The organism is Stieleria marina, assembly GCA_007741555.1.
Classification (GTDB): Bacteria; Planctomycetota; Planctomycetia; order Pirellulales; family Pirellulaceae; genus K23-9.
In genome coordinates this window covers 3,827,752-3,850,138 of record CP036526.1, presented here as the reverse complement: position 1 = coordinate 3,850,138, position 22,387 = coordinate 3,827,752, and the positions used below count along the sequence as shown (strand labels likewise).

The 22,387-nt window shown below is 54.8% G+C and carries 22 protein-coding genes and 1 tRNA gene; 9 read left to right on the top strand and 14 right to left on the bottom strand.

Going from position 1 to position 22,387, the window contains the following annotated elements; genetic code table 11:
- Positions 1-623: 623 nt before the first annotated feature.
- The gene (locus K239x_RS13760; protein WP_145418623.1) at positions 624-830 is read right to left on the bottom strand and encodes an NAD-dependent epimerase/dehydratase family protein; all 207 of its coding nucleotides are present in this window, start codon (positions 828-830) and stop codon (positions 624-626) included.
- A gap of 85 nt (positions 831-915) precedes the next feature.
- A complete protein-coding gene (locus K239x_RS13755) occupies positions 916-1,110 on the bottom strand; it encodes a hypothetical protein (RefSeq protein ID WP_145418622.1) in 195 nt (64 codons plus the stop codon).
- Between the two features lie 20 nt (positions 1,111-1,130).
- Between K239x_RS13755 and K239x_RS13750 the strand changes: the two genes are divergently transcribed.
- Positions 1,131-1,736 (top strand): hypothetical protein, encoded by a 606-nt coding sequence (locus K239x_RS13750; RefSeq protein ID WP_145418621.1) that lies wholly within the window; start codon positions 1,131-1,133, stop codon positions 1,734-1,736.
- Here K239x_RS13750 and K239x_RS13745 read toward each other — a convergent pair.
- From K239x_RS13745 to K239x_RS13725, 5 genes are all read right to left on the bottom strand, one after another.
- Positions 1,710-1,782, bottom strand: a tRNA-Asn gene (locus tag K239x_RS13745). The genes K239x_RS13750 and K239x_RS13745 overlap by 27 nt on opposite strands.
- 536 nt (positions 1,783-2,318) lie before the next feature.
- Entirely contained in the window at positions 2,319-2,747 is a 429-nt protein-coding gene (locus K239x_RS13740; protein ID WP_145418620.1) for an STAS domain-containing protein, read from the bottom strand.
- Positions 2,748-2,949: 202 nt separating this feature from the next.
- On the bottom strand, positions 2,950-3,984 hold the full coding sequence (locus K239x_RS13735; protein ID WP_145418619.1) for a hypothetical protein: 1,035 nt from the start codon (positions 3,982-3,984) through the stop codon (positions 2,950-2,952).
- A gap of 187 nt (positions 3,985-4,171) precedes the next feature.
- Positions 4,172-4,540, bottom strand: a complete 369-nt coding sequence (locus tag K239x_RS13730; RefSeq protein WP_419190029.1) for a hypothetical protein — start codon at positions 4,538-4,540, stop codon at positions 4,172-4,174.
- Positions 4,541-4,829: 289 nt separating this feature from the next.
- Positions 4,830-5,126, bottom strand: coding sequence for a hypothetical protein (locus K239x_RS13725; protein WP_145418618.1), 297 nt, complete (start codon positions 5,124-5,126; stop codon positions 4,830-4,832).
- Between K239x_RS13725 and K239x_RS28635 the strand changes: the two genes are divergently transcribed.
- Positions 5,125-5,286, top strand: a complete 162-nt coding sequence (locus K239x_RS28635) for a hypothetical protein (protein ID WP_419190028.1) — start codon at positions 5,125-5,127, stop codon at positions 5,284-5,286. The genes K239x_RS13725 and K239x_RS28635 overlap by 2 nt on opposite strands.
- A gap of 108 nt (positions 5,287-5,394) precedes the next feature.
- On the opposite strand, the gene K239x_RS13720 is transcribed toward K239x_RS28635, so the two are convergent.
- Positions 5,395-6,057, bottom strand: coding sequence for a tRNA (cytidine(34)-2'-O)-methyltransferase (locus K239x_RS13720; RefSeq protein ID WP_145418617.1), 663 nt, complete (start codon positions 6,055-6,057; stop codon positions 5,395-5,397).
- Between the two features lie 23 nt (positions 6,058-6,080).
- Here K239x_RS13720 and K239x_RS13715 point away from each other — a divergent pair, with 23 nt between their 5' ends.
- From K239x_RS13715 to nagB, 3 genes are read left to right on the top strand one after another with little or no spacing between them, the layout of a single operon-like run.
- Positions 6,081-6,812 carry a hypothetical protein gene (locus K239x_RS13715; protein WP_145418616.1) on the top strand — a complete coding sequence of 244 codons (732 nt, stop codon included), beginning with the start codon at positions 6,081-6,083 and terminating at the stop codon, positions 6,810-6,812.
- Between the two features lie 4 nt (positions 6,813-6,816).
- Entirely contained in the window at positions 6,817-8,196 is a 1,380-nt protein-coding gene (locus K239x_RS13710; RefSeq protein ID WP_145418615.1) for an HD domain-containing protein, read from the top strand.
- Positions 8,193-8,984, top strand: coding sequence for a glucosamine-6-phosphate deaminase (gene nagB / locus K239x_RS13705; RefSeq protein ID WP_145418614.1), 792 nt, complete (start codon positions 8,193-8,195; stop codon positions 8,982-8,984). The genes K239x_RS13710 and nagB overlap by 4 nt, the downstream gene beginning before the upstream one ends.
- 136 nt (positions 8,985-9,120) lie before the next feature.
- Here nagB and K239x_RS13700 read toward each other — a convergent pair whose 3' ends face one another.
- The 5 genes from K239x_RS13700 to K239x_RS13680 form a co-directional block, all read right to left on the bottom strand.
- On the bottom strand, positions 9,121-10,635 hold the full coding sequence (locus K239x_RS13700) for a Gfo/Idh/MocA family protein (protein ID WP_145418613.1): 1,515 nt from the start codon (positions 10,633-10,635) through the stop codon (positions 9,121-9,123).
- A 117-nt stretch (positions 10,636-10,752) separates the two neighbouring features.
- Complete coding sequence (locus tag K239x_RS13695; RefSeq protein WP_419190027.1) at positions 10,753-12,114, bottom strand: BNR-4 repeat-containing protein; 1,362 nt, start codon at positions 12,112-12,114, stop codon at positions 10,753-10,755.
- A gap of 128 nt (positions 12,115-12,242) precedes the next feature.
- A complete protein-coding gene (locus K239x_RS13690) occupies positions 12,243-12,659 on the bottom strand; it encodes a hypothetical protein (protein WP_145418611.1) in 417 nt (138 codons plus the stop codon).
- A gap of 21 nt (positions 12,660-12,680) precedes the next feature.
- Positions 12,681-13,610 carry an SPFH domain-containing protein gene (locus K239x_RS13685; protein WP_145418610.1) on the bottom strand — a complete coding sequence of 310 codons (930 nt, stop codon included), beginning with the start codon at positions 13,608-13,610 and terminating at the stop codon, positions 12,681-12,683.
- A gap of 25 nt (positions 13,611-13,635) precedes the next feature.
- Entirely contained in the window at positions 13,636-14,661 is a 1,026-nt protein-coding gene (locus tag K239x_RS13680; RefSeq protein ID WP_419190026.1) for an SPFH domain-containing protein, read from the bottom strand.
- Between the two features lie 618 nt (positions 14,662-15,279).
- On the opposite strand from K239x_RS13680, the gene floA reads away from it, so the two are divergent.
- From floA to K239x_RS13665, 3 genes are all read left to right on the top strand, one after another.
- Positions 15,280-16,305, top strand: coding sequence for a flotillin-like protein FloA (gene floA, locus K239x_RS13675; protein ID WP_145422353.1), 1,026 nt, complete (start codon positions 15,280-15,282; stop codon positions 16,303-16,305).
- A gap of 182 nt (positions 16,306-16,487) precedes the next feature.
- Complete coding sequence (locus K239x_RS13670; RefSeq protein WP_145418609.1) at positions 16,488-16,994, top strand: hypothetical protein; 507 nt, start codon at positions 16,488-16,490, stop codon at positions 16,992-16,994.
- Between the two features lie 13 nt (positions 16,995-17,007).
- The gene (locus tag K239x_RS13665; RefSeq protein ID WP_145418608.1) at positions 17,008-17,910 is read left to right on the top strand and encodes an NAD(P)-dependent oxidoreductase; all 903 of its coding nucleotides are present in this window, start codon (positions 17,008-17,010) and stop codon (positions 17,908-17,910) included.
- Between the two features lie 3 nt (positions 17,911-17,913).
- On the opposite strand, the gene K239x_RS13660 is transcribed toward K239x_RS13665, so the two are convergent.
- Complete coding sequence (locus K239x_RS13660; protein WP_145418607.1) at positions 17,914-18,429, bottom strand: gamma carbonic anhydrase family protein; 516 nt, start codon at positions 18,427-18,429, stop codon at positions 17,914-17,916.
- A 204-nt stretch (positions 18,430-18,633) separates the two neighbouring features.
- On the opposite strand from K239x_RS13660, the gene K239x_RS13655 reads away from it, so the two are divergent.
- Positions 18,634-22,269, top strand: coding sequence for a hypothetical protein (locus K239x_RS13655; RefSeq protein WP_145418606.1), 3,636 nt, complete (start codon positions 18,634-18,636; stop codon positions 22,267-22,269).
- Positions 22,270-22,387 lie beyond the last annotated feature (118 nt).

The following is a 22,387-nucleotide window of genomic DNA, read 5'->3' as shown; positions in this document are numbered from 1 at the left end:
AATGTCGAGTTGTATGGGGGTAAATCAGTTCGGCGACGTCGATGGATGTTTGTTCGCTGTCCATCAAGTTGGGTTATCAAACTGGTTTGGTTAATTGGTTCATCCATTCGGAAAATGTTGTTCGTCCAATCTGGTGTTATCCTAAAGGAACCAGAGCTGTCTCATTAATGTGCGATCCAAAGTATCTCGCTGCCGGGTCTTCGATTACCGGTCGGGAATCGTCTTTAGTTTCCATTATGTTTCGCACCATGTCCATTAATTAGAATTGGTCAGGGCCAGCAAGTTCGACAACTTCATCTTGAGCGTCTTGACCGATCAGCCGTACAACATGATCGGCCACGTCTTCAGCCGCTAACGCCTGATTCCGCACCGGCGGGAGACGAATTGTACCTTTGTCCTCAAAGAAGCCCGCAAACTTTTAGGAACTCAAAGAACTGCGTGGCTCGCAAAATGGTGAACGAGATGCCGGGCTGCGATACGATTCTCTCCTGCATCAGCTTCCCCTGCACATAGGGGCTGTCCGCCATTCGGTCCACGCCCACGATGGACAACAACTAGTAGTGCTGGATGTGATATTTGGCCGCCGCCGCACAAATGTTCTTCATCGCGGTGTCAAAGAACGCTCAGATTTCGGCTTCTTCGTAGGACGGAGCGTTGGTGACATCAATCAGGGTGGTCGAACCAGAGACTGCTTCATCAAGTCCTTGGCCCGTCATGGCGTCCACTCCCGTTTTTCTGGAAGCGACGACGACGTCGGCCCCCGATTCGCGAAGCGCTTCGACGATACGATTCCCGATAAAACCGGTGGCGCCGAGAACGGTTGTCTTCATCAATAAACCTTGCTTCTAGTCGCAGGATCGCTGCGCCGATCTGTATGCTGCAATTCCGACCGGCGGAGCTGTCGGGCGACGATTGTTACGTTACTGTTTCGGGCCAGAGTTTTTGCTTGTCGGGATTTCGCATGACGTAAACTTCCGTCACCGCGTTGCCACGTATGGCGAGAGTGACCACCGAGACCGGCTGATGGTCATTGAAAATCGCAACGCCCGGTTGCCCTCCGATCCGAACAATGCGAAGGGAACCAGCTTGGCCGTCCTTGCGAAAGTTCACGGCGAGTACCCGAAGGTTTCATGGTGCTTCGGCAACCGAAGGTCGAGCATCACGAAGGCGGCGGCGTCCGTGTCTGTCCGATCTTCGCCGAACTTCGTCCGTATCTCGAAGAAGCCTGGGACGCGGCTCCGGAGGGAGCCGTTCACGTCGACACCCGCTATCGAAGCCTCGATCAAAACCTACGGACGACATTCAAAAAGATCGTCGAGGGGGCTGGGCACAAGCCGTGGCCAAAGCGGCTGCAAAACCTAAGGGCGAGCCGCGAAACTGAACTACTGGCCCGGTTCCCCGTCGAGGACGTTACCGAGTGGTGCGGCAACAGCGTTGTCGTCGCGATGGATCACTACGCGATGGCGACGAAAGCGACTTTCAAAGCCGCGATGGAAACCCAAAGCATCTTCGAGACGCCAAATGCCGAAACGCCTGGGGAAGGCGCAGCAATAGGCGCAGCTCTCAATTCCCAAACGGACGATTTAGAGTCACAAAACCCGAAGCGGAGGGCAACGGATGAGAAAGGAGCCAAGTCGCAAAAGACCGTAAACCGCCGGTCCAATCGCGACTTGGCTCCAGTCGCCGCCACTAACGGCGACGACGACCAGCTCCCCCGAGAGGACTCGAACCTCTGACAAGGCGGTTAACAGCCGCCTGCTCTACCAACTGAGCTACAGGGGAATAGGTGAGCGGTTCGCTTTGGAACCTCTCTTAGTTGATCGGCAGAATTTACTTGAGCAGGGATTTGGTTGCAAGGTGCGTTTGGAGCATGTTTTTGCAACGAATCTCGCTTTTCTTTCCTGCGTAGCCACGTGGACGCTGGATTTGTCCTCTGCACTTGCCACGCATGCCGATTGTGGACACGAAGCCTGGTAGTTTGGACACGATTTGGCGATCGATGTTCGCCCAACCAGCTAGCCCAATCTCCTGATCGACTGCCGTGCATTGCCACTATCGGATGGCTCAGGCCGGTGAGATAACCAAACTGTCTAAAAAAGAGCCAACAATCAAAGATTGACCGGTGTCGACCGCAACCCAGGTCGGTGCAGATTCATCCTGCCTGATTCGACGCAAACGGCACGCCGGTTAAGAATCGATACGCGTTAGACTTTCGGTCTCCGCGATGCTCTCGGGCTGCACGATGGCGTCGACTCTCTCAGCTTCGACCTTTCGGTGACAGCAGTTCGCTTAAAAGAAGTGCGTTGCCTGCAGGCCTGCTAAGCCATCGCGTTGACATTTGCTCGTTTTTCCACGAACGTGAACATTCGATCGAGCCGCGTGAGGGAAAAGATTTCTTTGACCGGGTCACATACGTTGACCAAAACCAAAGCGACGTTCATCCCGCGAGCTTCGCGATTTGCTCGGATCAACCCGCCCAGGTGAGCTGAGCTAAGCGTTTGGATATCGGCGAAATCGATTTCCAATTGACCGTGACCATTGGCTGTGTCAGGCACGGAATCCAACTGCGGGCCAGTGGCCGAATCATCGACGGTGTTGGTGCTTGCGGTTTCGCTGGATGAATCGATTAGGTCGCTGATTTCGGTAGCCAGACCACTCGCATCGAGTCCGAGCACTTCGCTTCCCGCCACTCGTTTTGTCCGGTCAACGTCCGCCACTTCTTGAAGAGACCAACTCGACTGATACATCCAAATTTCTCCGCGTTTCCGACCGATTTCAGACGCGAGAAAACCTGTTTGGGCGCTGCCTTGGACAACTCATTCGCGTGCTAAACAATCTACCACGCGACCTACTGTCGATCAACCGTTTCTGACTGCGCTTACCAGGATGCGCAGGCATACGTCAGCGATTCAACGCGAGGTAATTGAATGTGGGAAGCCACTCCCCCCACTAACGGTGAAGTGGCTGGGCAGAGTGCAATGACAGTTGATACTTCCCGTCGACCAGCGATAGTGCGCCGGAAACTTCCCAACGCGACTCGGTTGGAGGTTGGCTGTTGTGAAACGCCAACTGATTAGAGAGTTCGGCTTTGCGCATCGTATGCAATGCTCGCTGCAGAATCAGATCGTTGACGACGACGGCTTGTTCTATCCCAAATTCCGGCAGCACTGAACGAGTTGCCGGTGTGTTGGCTGAATGAAAGTACTCGTCGGTATCATTTGAAGCAGGAAGGTCGATCGGCGTCGTTTCGTTGCGGAACGGATTGGTGGGAAGTAGTTCGACGAAATTTTGAGTGGCATGCCGAAGTTGATCCACCGCGGACTTGCGGCGAAACGTATTCCGCGGATTGACTCGTAGTTGCGATGCTTGCTCCGCGATTGAGAGGCTGCCGTCTGCTTGCGTGGTTGGTGCGCTGGACGCTTGGTCCGGAACAAACAACCAGACACTCTCGTCCTGAACAAATCGACCGACTGTCGGCGGCATCGCCAACACCGTCTTGGTGGAACGCAGTGACTGTGACTGCAGCGTGTTTTGCATCGTTTGTGAACTGTGCAATGCGTCTTGATTCTCAGCGGGTGGAAAGTCAATCGCCTGAATCGCGAGAGCGCCGGGCGCATCGCTTTCGACTAAGTCGACGTCTGAGTTACTTACCGAATCAGATTTGAGGTCTACTTGGTTCGTTACCACCATCCGCGCCGAAAGCATCTGCTGGGCGGCATAAGTCGGCGGCTTGTTTGACGCCGGAGGAATGGCGGTTGCTACGCCATACGTCACCTGCGGGATTGCATCGGACGTCGCCAGGGAATCGTCACTGTGAATCGCCGGGGCAGCCGGTTCAGCACGCAGATTCTCTGTCGACGATGTCTCTGCACGCAACGGATTGTTGAAGACGTCAAACGAATTCGCTGCTTGCAGCGATCCTGGGACCGTGATCGCTGCAGCGGAGGATGCGATCAGGATGCTGTTGAGAGCCAGTCGTTTCATTCGGCCGAGGGTATCTGGCCGTCTCTTTGAAAAGTTGCGCATCCTGCTGGGTCCGTAGATTGGAGTGGTGGATTGATTGCGACGGAACATCGAATGCGAACCGAGCTGTTAGGGCACGCATCGCATCGGCGGCTTGGGAATCGTCTGAACTGCTTGAGCCAGTATCCTGATCGAATCTGTTCGACGTCTATTCGCGGTATCGGGGAAGTGCTACCGCGTGAAAGCTGAACACAGCGCCGACTGCCATCATGGCCAAGCCAAGCCAACGCGGTGGGTGAATGCGTTTGCGCGTCATTTCGACGGGCGCGACTTTCCAAAAGATCGCACCTGCGGTGGTGTCTTCGGCGACCGAAGACTTGGTGACTTTTGCGAGCAGCTTGGTGGTCGGTTCATTCAGCACGAATGAATCGATCATGCGGAACTGAGCGCCCAGTAGCATGAGCAACAGTCCAAGCAAAAAATAGCGGTTTCGATAGTACGACATGGCATCGGTGTCCTTGACGGTTGCCTTGGGAGGAAGGCGGCCGTCGACGGATCGATGGCCTGTCAACTTCATCGTCCACTAAGATCACGAAACTGCAACGCGCACGACCAGTGCGCTGCTACCGCAACATAGCGCGAAGATGACGCGGATACGGATTGATTGCCTTGCGACAATTACATCGGCGCAGATACACAGGCGCCGACTTCGCCTCCGCGATGCGTTGACATTGATTCACCCAACGCAGAACACATTCGATGGCACTAGCGGAGCGTTGCTCTCTTCGCTACTGAATTGACAGCCAGTTAACGTCCAGTCCCCACCCGGAGTTGCCGAGCAGCGAGAATGATTGGGACAACCCAATCTACTGGGATGATTGAAACAATCCGTCGACCAGGCCGCGCATCGAATCACCAAATGCGCGATGGGCCGAGTCTTCGATCAAGTGAGCCTGACTGCTCTTCATGATCGCGGCGGCCAGTGGCTTATGCTCTTTCCAGTCGTTCAATTCAAAGTTGCGAATGTCGACGTAGACGTCCGACAGGTTGTTACTGACTTTGGGAACCAACACGACTCCATCGTTGCCGCGAACGACGTGAAAGTGCATCGCAACATAAAGCAATCCCGCCCCACAAATCATGCCGAAAATAAACTGTCGCATGAGAAAATTCCGTCGCAATGGTTGGCTGAAAGTCTACGTCGATGAATGGGACTACAACTGTATGGCGAAAGGGACAGACGAGGCAAGAGAAGAAGACCGCGTGGAAGTGAGCGCATTTGTCGAAAGCTGCGGTGCGGGTCTACGGATGCCAGCCCATTGATTACGGCCTGCTGATGCCGTTCTTCCGACGTGGGGCCTCCGATTTGACAAGCCGGAATCGGCGCGGACAATTGCGTGTGCGCGTCGACTGGCTCGGAAAATCAGTCGATCAAGTGCGCGTTTGACGCATGTGTTCGTAAAGGACAACGCCGGCGGTGGTTGCCAGATTAAGGCTGCGAACATCCGCCGATGTCGGCAGACGCAGGGCGTGAGCGTGGTCGGTGTCCAGAATCTGGTCCGGCAGTCCGCCCGATTCGCTTCCGAAAACCAACACGTCGCCGCGTTGAAAGTCCGCTTCCCAGATCTCGCGTTTAGCGAATCTTGACAAGTAAAAAAAACGTCCGTTTTGGTGGGGAACGGACAATTGATCGGTCAGGTGTGACCAATTGTTGGCATCCCCCAATTTCAGATGCTGCCAGTAGTCCAAACCGGCGCGACGCAGGCGTTTTTCATCCAGCTGAAAGCCAGCTGGACGCACAATCCACAGTTTCGCATTGACGGCCACGCAGGTGCGACCAATGTTGCCGGTGTTTTGTGGAATTTCTGGATGATACAAAACCACGTGCGCCGACGGCGACGCGTCAGATTCGTTACCATCTAGGCTGCGTCCGTGATCGGCGGGTTGCGACCGAGCATCGCTGCGCGACAAACTATCGGGCGGCAATTGGTTTAGCTGCGAACTGTCCGGCTGCAGATCGGATCGCGGCAAATCGCGCGGAACGTTTGAACCGTCCGTCAGATCGTCATCGTTGTTCAAGACACTATCTCCCATCGCACTTTTTTTCGCTGTTATCAATGTCGATTCAAGTTACCTGCCCGAATTGCTTGAAGCGATTCCAAGTTAGCGACAAGTTTGCTGGTAAGAAGGGGCCGTGCCCGAACTGCAAGAAACAGATCTCGGTTCCGGACAAGTCCGAAGAAGTCACGATTCACGCTCCCGATGACGGCGCGCCCAAGGATCGTAGCGGCCGCAGCGTGCTGAAACCGTTGGCGCGGAAAGAAACCGACGTCACCAAGAAGGGACTGTTTATCACGATCGGCGCCGTTTTGGCCGTCTTTGCCGTCGCGGTGGCGTTTCGATTGACTGGTGGCGAAGAAGGCACTCCGCTGTGGGCGCAGATCGCCGGTCTGCTGCTGCTGGCTCCGCCACTTGTCTGGGCAGGTTATTCGTTTTTGTACGATCAAGAACGCGAACCGTACGTTGGTCCGGAACTGCGCAATCGCGTGCTGGTTTGTTCGGTCTTGTTTGCACTGATCTGGAGCGTCTACGCTTTTGTTCCGGCATATGTTTTGGAATTGGATCACGCAAACGAAATTGGATTTGGAACCGCCGGGGTCACGCTGTGCATCATGCTGGGACTGGGGTCTTTGGTTTCGATTGGATGTTTCGAGCTTGAGATCGGAAACGGGCTTTTCCACGCTGGGCTGTACTTTATCGCGATCATTCTGCTGGCGGTGGTAAGCGGCGTCACGCTTGCCGGCGTCGAACCGGTCGGGATAGGTTTGCGTCCAGAGCTGGGTTTGTAAACGCATGCTGCCTGAAGTGATCTCGCTGAATCAAGCGAGTGGACTGATTCGGATTCCGCCCAGCGATGGCGTTCCGCTGTCGCGTCGCGTGCGACGCATCATCGACAGTGCGGCTATGCGGCGGTTGGCATCGATTAGCCAGTTGGGCATGGTGTCGCTGGTCTATCCCGGCGCGATGCATAGTCGTTTTGAACATTCGCTCGGGGTGTACCACAACGCGTTGCGTCTGCTGGCACGCCTTGATTCCGACACGGCGTTTCAGAATTTGGTCGACGAAACCATGTGCGAAGCATTTGTGCTCGCGGCATTGGTTCACGATGTCGGTCATTGGCCGTTTTGCCATCCGATCGAAGACATGCGACTGGATGGATTGGAAGAGCACGAATCCCGAGTCGGGCAGTGGCTGCGAAAACCAGAGATCGCCGATTGCATTGACCAAGATTGGAACGCAACGATCGACGACGTGCTGGAGCTGCTGCAGCCGATATCAAAATCACCGGCGGTGACGTTTCTGGCGAGCTGTTTAAGCGGTCCCATCGACGTCGACAAACTGGATTACTTGCAACGCGACAGCTTGCACGCGGGGGTCCCGTACGGCAACAATTTTGACACCAACCGATTGATCGCGTCGATCTGTGTTCATCCGGAAAAAGGACAGTTAGCGGTAGGCGAAAAAGGCCGTACGGCGGCGGAGATGATGGTTTTCGCTCGCTACGTCATGTTCAGCGAAGTCTACTGGCACCACACGGTCCGATCAGCCACGGCAATGCTGCAACGCGCCGTGTTCTTGTTGCAGAATCGATTTGACCTGCAATCGTCACTTCGGCTGGTCGACGCCGAGTGGATCGCGATGCTGACGCGGGCAGCCGAAGGGTCGGTCGCTGAACCGCTCGCGAACGGCTTATTTGGCTCGCGACGACAGTTGTACAAACGGGTTGCAGAATTCAGTGCGATTCCGAGCGAAGCGGATTCAGAACAAGGTTTGCAGACGACTGCGATTCACCGGCAGCTGGCGAGACGCCCGTACTGGTGGCTGGTTGTTTGCGCCGAATCGCTGGCTAGCCATCTGTCGCAGCAGTGTGGTGTTCCGGTTCACGCGGCCGATGTACTGATCGACGCGCCGCCGTCTAAATTGGAAGTGGACATCAATGTGGACGTCGTGATGCGAGATGGCCGATCGTCCACTTTGGGTGACGTTTCGCCGGTCGCATCAGCGCTAGCGAATCAGCAGTTTGACAATCAAGTCAAACGGGTTCGTGTGTTTGTGCGCCGGGAGGTACGCGACCAACTGCGTCAGCAGATGGGTGACCGCGGCAGCAGCACGCGGCAGTGGGCCCAGTGGCTGGCCAGTGCGATCGAAATCACCGAACAAGGTATGGCATGACGTCAAGCGACCCTCCCGCGACAGCGGAGACAACCACTCCCAACCCAAACGTGTTGATCTGTGACAACGCGGAAGCCGCCTCGTTACGGGCTGCCAAGCTGTTTGCTGCATCGCTTCATAGTTGGCCCGACCTCAAAATTGGATTGGCAACCGGCGGAACGCCAGTTGAGATGTACGCGCAGCTGGTGCGTTTCTATGAACAGGACCTCATTAGTTTTGCAGAAGCCAAGACTTTTAATCTGGACGAATACGTGGGGCTGGCGGCTGATCATCCCCAGAGCTACCGGAGCTTTATGGAGCAGCAGCTGTTTTCGCATGTCAATCTGGATCCGCGCAACGCGTTTCTGCCCAATGGTATGGCGACTGATGTCGACGCAGAGATTTCGCGTTACGAACAGTTGATTACGGATTCCGGCGGAATCGATTTGCAACTATTGGGAATTGGACACAACGGACACATTGCGTTTAACGAACCCGGTTCAGCCCCCGACAGTCGAACGCGGCTGGTCGACTTGACCGAACGGACGATCGCCAGCAACGCCAGGTTCTTTGATTCGATCGACGACGTGCCAAAGCAAGCGATCACGATGGGCATCGGGACAATCCTGGAGGCCAAAGCGATCGTGTTGCTGGCACTTGGCAGCGACAAAGCCGACGCGGTTCGATTGGCTATCGAAGGAGAAGTCAGCGCGTCGCACCCAGCTTCGTTCCTGCAAACGCACGCGAACGTCACGTACGTGTTGGACGAAGCGGCTGCGAAGGGATTGTCGTCCGCTTTGAAACAGTAGCGGCGCCCGAGCTAGTAGCTGCGCCCTTAGCCGGCAGCAACGACGAATGAAGACTTGGATTCTTTGAGCGATCCAACCACTCCGCAGCCCAGCGACAAATTCGCTGGGCTGACTAAGTTCCAGTCAACCAATCGGGTTAGACATTGGCGCCATCAGGCACTTCAAATCCCTGGCGATACTCGCGAGTCAACATTTTGTTGGCTTCGGCATTCTCCAAAAAGACTTCTGCTTTGGGGTCGAATTTCAGATGTGGGCCCAATGCGATTGGCGTTTTGTCGAGGTCGACGCGGTTGGATTTGAGATGTTGGACCGTTCGAGCAAGGGTTGCCGAATTGTCGTCCAAACTTTTGATTTTCGACAAAGTCGCTTCCAATTCGGAGGCGTCGACTTTGTTTTCTTCGCCTAGGTAGTACGAAATGTTGCCAAGGTGACTAACGGCTGCCGACAGGTGGCCGGTCATCGCATCAGCATTTAGCGTGCTGTAGTCGCGACTTTGGCATGCATCAATGAAGTTGGCGAAGTGCGCGTCGCCGACGTCCTTGGCGCGAAACTCCTTAGTCAGTTTCATGTTCTTATCGAATGCGCGACAATAGCTGTACGTCGTTTGCGCTACATATCCTTCGGTGCCGTAGAAAATGACTCCGATTTTGTTGCCACGTTCTTTGCCAAACATGGTTGCAACTTCGTCACCAAGTGATTCGGCGACATCAAGTCCGCGAGTTTCGAAGACGATGCATTTGTCACCGTAGTCATAGATCGAGACTTCAGTATTGGCCGTGTCGCCCGCGTCGACGTAAGCGGGATCGTCGCGTTCGATGTCGTAACCGAGTCGTCCACCGTAGCTGACGACGGAATTGGGGTGCCGATTGAGGCCGAGTCCCCAGCGTGCAATGTCGGTTTGATGCGGTCCTTGGTTGCCCAGGTCACCGTTGCCGTAGTGACGTTGCCAGTGCCAATCGTAGTGGAAACGACCACGAGTCAGTTTGGGATCGGTGTAGGTCGCCGGACCACTCCACAGATCGAAGTCCACTTTCTCGGGAATCGGGTAGTCGCCTTTAGCGCCAATTGACTTACGTCGCTTGTAGCATAGACCACGTGCAAACTTGACTTCGCCGATCCCGCCGTCTTCGATGAACTTGACCATTTCTTGACAAGCCGAACTGCTACGTGATTGCGTACCGGTTTGGAACATACGGCCGTATTTCTTGGCGGCTTCTACCAGCGCACGTCCTTCGTGGATGTTGTGGCTAATTGGTTTTTCGATGTAGACGTCTTTGCCCGCCTGCATGGCCCATACACCCATCAGTGCGTGCCAGTGATTGGGCGTCGCACAAGTGAGAATGTCGATGCCATCGAATTCCAATGCCTCGCGAACGTCCTTGAATACTTCGGGAGCCTTTCCTTGCAGTTCTTTGATCTTGGCAGCTCGCTGTTGGCCCACGCTTTCGTCGATATCGACAATGGCGCGAATCTCCGTGCGTGGGTCTTTGTTAAATCCGCGAATGTGTTCGTTGCCGCGACTGTTGACACCTGCAATGCATACGCCCAATTTGTCGTTCGGGCTGACGGCCAATGATGGACGCGACAGAGTAGCCGTCGTGACGGCGGCAGCGGTGGCAAACGAAAACTGTCGTCGATTAAGCTTTGGCATGGAGGGATATCATCACAATGGAGTGGGAAGGGAAAGGTTGTGGGGCACCTATTGTAGCACTGACAGGCGTTGGAAGGGTGTCAGTTGCGGACGGCGCTAACGCAAAGATTGTACATATTAACGGGGGCGTTCCAGGACGATGCCAACAACATTTGTTGCGTAATCGGTGTACGTATTCCAAGGTCCTTTAAGCCACAGCAGCACTTTGTAGCCGTCCGCGGACAGCGCCATGGGGCGAATATTACGAATGCCGCTGTCATGCTGAATCGGCTGCCACTTGATTGACGAAATGTCGTCCGTTGGCGTGATGGTAGCACAGTAGATCTGGTGCTTGCCTTCGGAATGCGCTCCGGTCGTCGGATCAACATCGCTAGAGACAAAGACCTTGCTGCTGTCTTCTGGGTCGAACGTCATCAAACCCGTGTAACTGGTTTCTCGCGGATACAAACAAGTGCCGGCATAGGCGATTTCGCGATCGATCCAGCCTGTCCCGTCAAATGATGCCATGCGAAAACGGTGATCGTCATTACTTAGATACAGCGTGTACCCCAGCTTGGGATGCCCCATCGCATCGGTCGCAGTGGCACAGGTCCAGGCACTGTTGGGCACACTGCCAAATCCATCGGGTTTTTCCGTCGTGTCGCTGCCTTGATATATTCGCTCAGCCTCAGACGGCATCAAGGGACCGTCGTCGAGATTCTTGATCTTCGTGCCATCGGCCTTGAAAAACGCTCCTTCACGAAAATCAGCGTAGTAAAGGCTGTTGCCATAGTTACGAGGGTGGCCTTCGGTGAACGAAACGCCAATCGTGTTTGCATCGCGTTGGAGATAACGCGGGTAAGGGCGATGGCGTCCATCGACTTCGTCCGCAATGAAATGAGTGCGGTTTTGCCAAGTATTTCCATCGTCATCCGACGTAATGAAAGTCGGATTGTACGTCTTTCCATCACGAAAGAAATTAAAGAGCAAGCCTTCGTTTTCGATGACAAGAAGGTTCTGGTAAGTAACGCCGGGTCGATCGGGATAGTCGTGTTTGAAAGCCTGACGCTGTCCCCATTGAAGGTAATCGTCAGGAGACGAAATGCAGTAGTGGTGAATCTTTTCGTTGCCGTGTTTCGCCCAAACGGCTAGCAGGCTGCCGTCGGGGCGGACGTAAAACGCAGGCACATTGTGGTCGTCGGATTCAAACTGAGCGTGTAGCGTCTTTGTTCCCAGCAATTTGTTCGCTTTCAAATCAAACACGCTCACTTTGATGTCACCGGTTTGGCCGCTCACACCACCAACGACAAGTTTGTCGTTGCTGATCACAGCGCGCGGATCTTGGTACCAACACCAACCCGCGTCGGTCATGAAAGTCGTTAGTTTGCTTGGCGATTGTGCCGAAGCAATTCGCGGTGACGAAGCGGCAAAGGCAAAGAGCAAGACGGAAACCGCCAGTGTTGCGGCCTCGCCAAAGAATGCGTACGTAGGGGATTTCACGTTCATTAGGAAAGTCATGCAGTTGATCGTCGGCTGTACAATGCGACGGGGAACTAAGTAGGGTTTGGCGTCACACGATGACCGCAAATCGGTGTCGCTGACGGAGGCACGCCGCCGGCACAGCATGTTCAGTGATTTAGAGCATTGATCTTCGCTGCAATTTGCTTGAGCGACTTCGCTGCGTCGCCTTGCATCAAATTCACACCGCTGTGTATCAGGTTGGTAGCGATGATGGTGGGGATCAGCATCAGAAACGCGATGATGCCGAGCACGATCATTCGCTTCAGGTCGTCAGACACGTCATGGATATTTTTGGCGTTGTCACCCTTTGCTTCGGCATGCTCGATCGCTCGTTCCGCAGCGGGCACGACAATCTTGTCGATCAACTCGAGTGGTCGGTCCGCGGCAATCAGGCCCATGACGACGGTGACGATATAGAGCGCTAGTACAACGCCGATCAAGACCAGAACGGATCCACCGATCAAGCGAAAGCCAGCGACGAAATCGGGGCCGGATTCAGGAGGCTCGAGGGCAGTGTGCGACATATCAGACGATGTAAGGGCAGGTCAGGATTCTGTGCGAGAAGAAGTTCGCTTGGGCGGTGAGGATTGATTACCGCCCATATTCATGATCAAGTTTGTGCCATAAGGGATGACGTTGATATCGGCACCCGACTGCAGCAGCTTTTCGACTTCCAGCACCTCCAGTTCCGCTTCCAGGATTTCTTCATCGTCCTTGGCAATTTCGTTTAGCACCTTGCCCACAAATTGGGGACGCATCGCACTGGCTTCAGCCATCTTTTGCGAAACGCTTTTTGCGGTTTCACTGCGAATCAATCCCACTCGGTTGTCTCCGTCCTGTTTCATTGCACTGGTGACCTGCACCAATCGCTTGACGACTTTGTCGGTAATGTTCTGGACCATCTGGACGTCGGTAAAGAAGACTTTGCGGATATAGACTGAACCGAGACGGTAGCCCCACTTTTCGGACAAAGGTGAAACGGTTTGGCGAACGGTTCGCGAAAGACTGTGCCGATCCTCCAGCATTTTGTCCATTTCCAAATTGCTCAGCGTGGAGATCGTCGAACTAGCAACGTTGGCCTGCAGAGATCCTTCGGGGTTGGTGTTTGTGAACAGATAAGCCACCGGATCGTTGACCTCCATTTCGTACCAGATGCCGACCCCCATCGGCGTGCCTTCTTCGGAATTGACCATTTGGCCGCGAAGGTAGTGCTGCCGCAAACGTGTGCTGACAACTTCGCGGCGACCAAAAAACGGAACCAGCAAAGCGCGTGGGCCAAACAGTTTGATTGGGATCTGCAAACCGGGCTCGCTGAGCGATCCGAGTACTTTTCCAAACAAGGTGTAAACGTGTTCTTGTCGTTCGCCGACGCTGGTGAACAAGCCAAACGCCTTGATGATTCCGATCGCGATCGGAATGGCAGCTAAACCAGCGAAAAAGGCGATGCCGGCAACGATTAGTTCTTCTGGATTCATAACAAATACTCGAGCGTTGGTGAGGCTATTTCGTGGCGACTTGAATCACGCTCTTAGCGCGTTTGTAAAGATCGATGCGCAAATTACGCACGTACGCAGCAAGTGCTTGAGACCCACCTTCGGTTTTGATCTGGGTGAGCGTCTTAGCCAGTTCACGCAGCGGCGCGACTTCGGCTTCGGCATTGTTGGCGGCAATCTCGACCGCTCGTTCGCTCATCGTGATCTGTTGTTCCGCATCCGCTTGGGCGGTGCTGATGTCGGCAGCAACTTGGTTGCTGGTCGTGTTGATCGCAGAAAGTGCCCGATCGACTTCCTGAGGCGGGTCGATCGCGGTGATCAGAGCGGCCTCGAGTTCGACACCGTAACGCCCGGGAGTCGCACGACACTGTTCTTCCATGTAAGAATTCAGCAGTGGCAGATTCTTTCGCAGGTCGTTGATCGAAACGCCTTCGGTAATTTCTTTGGGAGCGGACGATTCCAAAATTTTCAGCACGGCCGAATCGTCCACGTCGCCTGTATCGGCGTCCGCCAGCAGGGTGTCGCCTTTCGGATCGACAAACGTCGCAATGCGTTCTCGCAACACCGACACAAAGAAACCCATGATGTGCTCCAGCGGACTGTCCACCCCGAACAGGTAGGCGTAGAGATTGCTTTCGCTGACGCGATATCGAATCTGTCCGTTCACCCCGGTGGTCAGATTGTCTTTGGTGACCGCTTCGATCGTGTCTTGGTGTTTGGTCGGATCCCAGGCAAGGTCCACTGCCTCGGTCGCCACGCTGACTTTGTGAACCTCTTGCCAAGGCCATTTGAAATACGGCCCGCCCGGCTGCACGACGCGAACGCGAGGATAGTTGTAGCGCACCCGTTCGTCTTCGCTCAAATACGGATCCGCCTCCCCGGCGTCTTGACCGCCCGGCATGCGCTCGGCCCGTCCAAACGACGTAATCACCGCTCGCTGATCAGGACGAACAACGTAAAAGCCGCTGATTGCAACACGGAAGACCGCGTAGATGATCAGGCCTGCTAGAAACGGATAGATGACGAATCCCACGAACGTATCCTTGTATCTGTGTTTTGCGCATTGGTCGGTCAAGTCGTCGCGGCGCTGAAGGGGCCGCGACGTGACAGCCACAAGATAACAAACTGCCTATCGAAATGTTGCCTCGTGGCCGATCGCACTACTGTTCAACCATGACCTAGCAACATGACCTAGCAAGCGGGCAGCGTTGCCAGGGCAAGTTACGTTTGGAAAGTGGGGCAACTATTAGCGAAACGGCGCGAGCCGTCCGGTGCGTCAAAGCCCCGATGCGTTGCGCCATTCCGCTAAAAACAAACCTCCTATCTTCTAAAGGTGATCCCGCTTGTCAGCGTTCCGATCGTTTGTAACTTCCTTGGCTTAGGTGCCGCGTTGTCGTCGGTTGCGGTGAGTGGGGCGTTTCAGGCTGGATGCAGGAACGGGTTGTTGACATGGGCGTGGGAGGCCAGGACATTAGTAGGCAGCTCTATGGCGAAGATTGCGTCGAAAGATCGATGTCGTTTTTGGCCCCACCTGTGACCGTTCGCTTGACAAGGATTGATTCAAACAATGTTCCCATTCGCACAGGTATCCGAGAGGATCGGAATTGGCACTCCGTCCGGGTTGATCGCTCAGGGGATTTCTGACGCCACGATGTTCGGTTTGATCGGCGCGCTGATCCTCTTCGTCGTGCTGTTGGTGTTTCTGTTCATCTTCGCGAGCTACTTTGGGCTCTGGGTTCAATCTTGGTTGACCAAAGCGGACATCACGATTTTCAGTTTGCTGGGCATGACTTTCCGAAAAGTCAACGCCAGGCAGATTGTTCGCAGCAAGATCATGGCGACTCAGGCAGGGCTGGTGGACCCAGAACTGACAAGTGGCGCGTTGGAAGCTCACTACTTGGCCGGTGGTAATGTCCAGCAAGTCATTCGTGCTTTGATCGCTGCTAAAAAAGCCAAAACGATTTCCTTGACGTTTCGTGAAGCCACCGCGATCGACTTGGCGGGTCGGGACGTGTTGGAATCGGTTCAGACCAGTGTCTATCCCAAAGTCATCGACTGTCCACCGCGCGGATCCGTAAAACCGTCGCTAGACGCGGTCGCAAAAGACGGCATCCAGCTCAAGGTCAAAGCTCGCGTGACTGTTCGCGCTAACTTGCAACAGTTGATCGGTGGTGCGACCGAAGAAACCATTATCGCGCGGGTCGGTGAAGGCATCGTCAGTGCGATCGGCTCGGCAGCCAACCACAAAGCGGTACTAGAGAATCCCGATGTGATCAGTAAAGCAGTGCTGGCCAAGCGTTTGGATTCGCAGACGGCATTTGAAATTGTCTCGATTGACATCGCTGACATCGACGTCGGGGCCAACATCGGTGCTCGCTTGCAAGCGGACCAGGCCGAAGCGGACACTCAAGTCGCACGTGCTCGTGCGGAAGGCAAGCGTGCGTCGGCCGTCGCAGAAGAGCAAGAGATGCAAGCCAAAATTCAACAGAGCCGTGCCTCGCTGGTTCAAGCCCAAGCGGCGGTTCCCGAAGCGATGTCGGCTGCGTTCCGAAGTGGAAATCTTCATATTTTGGATTACTACAAACTGCAGAACGTCAGTGCGGACACCGAAATGCGAAAGTCCATCGCTGTGGCAGGGCAAGCGACCAGCTCCAGTGACAATTCGTACGACGACTAATCCAGCAGTGATTGCTCCAAATCGGGCGCGTAGGTTGAAGTGGTAGCGAACATCGTCAAGACGTTCGGTATCTGCCGAATCAACCGAAACCCCGTGGCGAGTTTCGCTAACGTTATTTTGAATGTGTTTGAAGCACTCGCGGATTACACCTCCATTGCTGCACTTTTTCGGATACCCCATTTATGTCCGGTGACTTAGAAGATTTCTTGCGTCGCGCCGCTGAACGCCGCAAGCAGAAAGCTGCTCAACAAGGTGGTGGTGGTGTGGGCCAAGGTTTGCCGCCTCGCGCACAACCGGCGCCGGAGTACACCAGTCACCGCAGCGAACGACAGGTTCGTCAGCATGATGACGATGTGGTCATGGCGCAAGTGGTCGGTGATCAGCGAGCCGACAACGAAGCAGCCTTGCACCGCAAGCTGACCGAAGCAAAGAAGCAGGAAAAACGAGCCAAAGTCACCGCCGCCAATCAGCGGCAACGGGCCGCTAATGAGCGTGACGCCCAGGTCAAATTGGCCGCCAAAACGGCCATCAAAGAAGCCAAGGTTATCAAAGCAAAGGCGAAAGCCATTCAAGCGGCCACCACTGGTAATCCGGCCGAAGAATTGATCAAGATGCTGACCAAACCGGGCGGGATTCAGCAGTCGATCTTGCTTCGCGAAATCCTGGAGCGTCCCGATCACCGCTGGTAGGTCAATCGACAACATCATGGATCCAAAATCTACCCGAATCGGCTGGATCGGTACCGGCGTCATGGGCCGCAGCATGTGCGGCCATCTGATGGACGCTGGTTACCGCGCGACGGTTTTTAACCGCACGGTTGGCAAGACCGATGATTTGGTCGCCAGGGGCGCGACGTTAGCCGGTTCACCACGAGAAGTCGCCGAGCAGAGCGACGTTGTATTTACGATTGTCGGTTTCCCGTCGGACGTCCGCAGTGTGATCATCGACGGGGACGATTGTGTGCTAGCTGGCTGTCGGTCAGGAATAACCATTGTCGACATGACGACCAGCCAGCCTTCGTTGGCTGAAGAGATTGCCGAACAAGCGGCCAAACTGGGCGTCATTTCCATTGATGCACCTGTCAGCGGCGGCGACACGGGCGCCAAGAACGCAGCGCTGTCGATCATGATCGGAGGCGACACGTCCGCGGTGGAATCGGTGCGACCGCTATTTGATTTGATGGGCAAAACGGTCGTGCATCAAGGTGGTCCCGGTCGTGGGCAACACACCAAAATGGTGAATCAGACGTTGATCGCCAGCGGGATGATCGCCGTGTGCGAAGGATTGTTGTACGCCCACAAAGCCGGCTTGGACATTCCGACGGTCCTGCAAAGTGTTTCCTCCGGGGCGGCCGGCAGTTGGTCGCTATCGAACCTGGCGCCACGCATGGTCGACGGGGATTTTGACCCTGGTTTTTTTGTCGAGCACTTTATCAAAGACATGGGCATCGCTCTGGACGAAGCCGCACGAATGCATCTCTCGCTCCCTGGATTAGCCCTGGCCCATCAATTTTATCAAGCGGTGGCGGCTCAGGGGCATTCCAAAGACGGCACCCAATCGCTGCTGTTGGCTTTGGCGAAAATGAACAACATCAATTGGTCGTAGCGTCTACGGTTTGTCTTGTTCGCAGGCGTATTCTTTGGCCGCTTTGACATAGTGGCTGGCAGCGTGAGCGACGCGTTCTTTTTGTTCGGGGGATAATTCCTTCAACACTTTCGCGGGCACCCCGACCGCCAGATGTCCCGGCGGGATCACCGTGCCCTCGGTCACTACCGCGCCGGCGCCCACCAAAGCGCCTTCGCCAATCACGGCACCATTCAGAACCACCGCGCGAATCCCAATCATCGCGCCGTCGCCCACGGTCGCTCCGTGCACGACCGCCGAGTGACCGATGGTGACATCATTGCCAATGCGACATGGCGAACCGGGGTCGGCGTGGATCAAACATAGATCTTGGATGTTGGAACGCTCTCCAATCGCTATCATCTCGCTGTCGCCACGAATCACTGTGCCGAACCAAATGCTTGCATCAGCGGCGATCTCGACGTGTCCCACGATGGTTGCATTATCCGCCAGGAAAGCAGATTCGTTGATCAGATCGCATTGATGAGTCACGTTCAACATCGTTGTCCAAACCTTGTAAGAACCTGGCGACTTCTTAATAAGCCGGCGAGCAAGCCTGCCTCCACAGCCAGTTGAAAGCAAAAGCCATTGGTAGCAGAGTAACGGGATCGCGAAATATATGCGGGTTAGTTCAATTCGATCGACTTTTACGGCCGATTGGATGAGAAGAACTGCGCACTCAATTCACACGTTCGGCAATCGGTCATGGAAGACAAGCTGTACCATCACGAACCTACTTCGGTTGCTCCTGCAACAGAGGGGCCTTCGCTACGTCTCTTTTCATACTCGCACCCAGACCAGCATCCGGCCGCCAAACACTCGCCGTCCTACGACGCCGAACTGGCGAACTTGCTGGACGAATTCCGGCAGCTGCAGTCCGAACTTTCGCGGCACAACCTGGAGCCAACCGACGCGTTGCCACCTCCCAGTACGGAACCTGCTGGTGACTCGCTGTCAGAGATTTCGCAGCTGCAATCCGATCTCGCGGTACTGCTCGATTTGCATGAACGAAACGATGGCCTTCGCGACGCAATCGCAGACGCGGAAAACGATTCAGATCATGAACCGCGAAAGTCGCCGTCAACGATCGAACTGACACTCTATCGGCCAGAAGAAGACCAAACTGATCAGGAGAGTCACTCTGATCAAATCGCACCCCAGACAGATGACCGTCTCTCGCAACAGTTCACGAAATTGCAGAGCGAAATTGCGGGCGGTGAAGACGAATTGACGCGCGCTCAGCAGACCCTTGATCGCCTGCTTAAGGGATCCTCGGTTAGCGAAGAGCGACCGAGCAGCGAAACGCTTACGACGAAGTCTGCTCCGAAGTTGAAGATCGCGGATGATTCGATTCGCGAAGACTGGCAGTCAAAAGAGGCGGCCCGGCAGTCGCAGATTGATCAAATCATTGCCGATAGCGAAACCAAACAAGCACAAATTGATGACGTCGTCGCCGAAGGTCAGGCAAAACAAAGCCTGATCGACGCGATCGTTGCGGAGAGCGAAGCGAAGCAAGCACAAATTGACCAGATCGTCGCGGACGGCAAGACCAAGCAGGAACGGATTGACGAAGTCGTCGCCGATGGTCAGGCAAAGCAAGAACTGATTGACGCAATTGTGGAGCAAGACCAGCTCAAGCAAGAACAGATTGACAAAATGCTGGCCGAAAGCGAAGCCAAACAGGCTCGCATCGACCAAATCATCGCCGAAAGTCAGGCTAAGCAGGCCCTGATCGATGAAGTTGTCGCCGATGGTGATGCAAAGCAGTCGCAAATCGACGCCATCGTCGCACAAAGTGAAGCGAAGCAGGCACAGATTGATCAATTGGTTGCCGAAAGCGAAGCGAAACAAGCTCGCATCGATCAGATCATCGCCGAAGGACTGGCCAAGCAGTCACGCATCGATGAAGTCGTCGCTGATGGTGTCGCCAAGCAATCGCAGATTGATGACATCGTTGCAAAAGCCGAAGCTAAACAGGCGCAGATTGATGCGCTGATTCTTACTGAGCGACAGCTTCAGGAGCAGATCGGCGATGCCGCGAATGCAACGCAAGCTCTACGCCACGAACTAGCGGAACTTCAGTCGCTCGCGACGTTGCAAAAAGAGCATCATGCTAAGGAAATGGCGGCTCAAGAAATGATCCAGGAACGGACGTTTCGTGAAACCATCGCAAACGAAAAACTCTCCGCAACACAGGCCATTTCGGAGCAACTGTCCGAGCAGTTGTCACAACTGCGTGCGTCACAAGATTCGCAGTCCCAGCGACTGGAAGCCAAGACGGAGCAACTTCAGGAGCGACTCGAAACCGCAATCAAAAGCGAATCCGGACTGCAAGCCAAGTGGGAAGCTGCCCAAAACGCACTTAGTGAACAGCGTGGCCACGCTTCTGAGATTCAGTCCAAGCAAGACCAAGAAATTCAAACTCTGACCCGCGAACTGGCCGAAGCGAAATCGACCGTCGCTACCATGGCTGAACAGCAGCGTGATCTCGAGTCGGCCGCCGCATCACTACAGAGTGATCGAGATCAAGCGGTCGCGGAAAACGAGGCTCTCCGAGCCAGTGTCGCCGACGATCAGCTTCGCATCGAAACCATGGCAACGGAGCTGAGCCAGACCAAAGAGTGCTCGCAGATCGAATCCGACGAATTTCGCGCAACCATTGAATCCGAGCAAGAACGCCTTGAAGAGATCAAACGTGATTTGGAATCACAGTGCGAGCGGGCCGCTGCCGAAAACGCCGAACTTCGGCAACTATTGGAAAAGCTGACCGGCGAGAACAGCCAGTTCCAAACCACGATCCAGCAACAAAGCGAATCGTTGATCGCCAACGAGCAAGCCGTTCAGTCCAGCCAGGAAGCAATCTGTCAATCCAACGCGGCGGTCGAACGAGTCACTCAAGAGCTTTCGGAGTTGCAAAAAGGACACGCGGCTTTGCAATCCACCTGTGCCGAACAAGTCGACGAGATTCAATCGCTCTTAGATGAAAAAGAGCAAGTGACTGGCAAGCACGCGTCGACCTCGAAATCTCTGAACGCGCAAACCGCTGAACTGATGCGGCTCAACGCACAGCACCAGAATTTGGCGCGAAAGTCAGAGCAGCAGGCGACCGAAATCGCTCACTTGATCTCACAAAGCGAGCAACAAACAGTCGAACAAGCCCGAACCGTCGACTTGATCGCGCAAAAAGATTCTCAGATCAGCGAGCTCAACGAAACCAAAGACCGACTCGCTCATCAACTAAAAGAACTGACGACGCGGACCCGTTCTCTGGTCGAACGATACGAAGCGGCCAAGGCAAACGAAGCGTCCGCTGAAGGGGAACTAAATGCGTCCAACGAAGAAATCCAGCGGCTGCAGTCACTCTGTCACGAGAACCAACGTGAGAGCGACACGTATCAAACAGAGCTTGAATCGATCCGCCAAGAGAACGCGGCTCTCAGCCAGCTAGCCGAAGAAATGGAAGCCCGGTTGTCCAAGCGAGACGGCGAACTACAGAATCTTAATGCGGACTGGGAAGAAGCCAGACGCATTGTCCAGGAGCAAACCGGGCAGCTCACCGCACTCGCTGCCGAGAATGAACGGCTACTGGCACAAGAGTCGACCGAAAACGACGCTCTGTCCGAAACACTTAACGAACGAATCGACGAAATTCAGCGACTGCAGAAAAGTCACGAAGCCATTCGCGCTCAGTCGGTCGAGCAAGCCGACAAGATCATGCGTTTGATCAACGAGAATCAGAGACTGACCCGTGCTGATCGATTGCGAGCCCAAGAGCTGAGCGAACGAAAAGCCGAACTGGTTCACCTGCGTGATTCGCTTGATGACGTCAAACTGAATTCGGATATCCAAGCGGCGCGAATTGACCACTTGATTAACGAGAAACGCGACCTGATTCGCGCCAATACGGAAACCGAAGCTCTCAGTTTTGCGAATTTGCAAGCTGCCGCCGCTGACTTCGAACGACTGCAAAGCGAAAAACGTGCCGTCGACGCCAAACTGAGTGAGTTGCGACCGCTGACGCTCAAGACACCGCCGAGTTCGGTCGACCGATCCGCGGCGGCTCCGACGCGAAAACGCCAGACTGAACCCGACGATCTAACGCGGATCGAAGGGATCGGTCCCAAGATCCAAAGCTTGTTGGTCGAAAAGCGAATTCGTACCTATCGCAAACTGGCGTCCACCAGTGTCGAAAAACTTCACAAAATTTTGCAGGACGCAGACGGACGTTTTCACATGCATGATCCGACCACATGGCCGGATCAGGCGCAATTGGCCGCCGACCAGAACTGGAAGAAACTGGTTCGCTTGCAAGATTCTCTGGTGGGTGGTCGTCGTACGTAATTGATTGCGACCGATGATTGTCTAAGATGATGCAGTCGGATTGCGAGTTTCCAGTCGGCCCCCAATCAGAAGGGCTGACGTTCGCAATCATGGTCGTGTTGATATTGATCAACAAGCG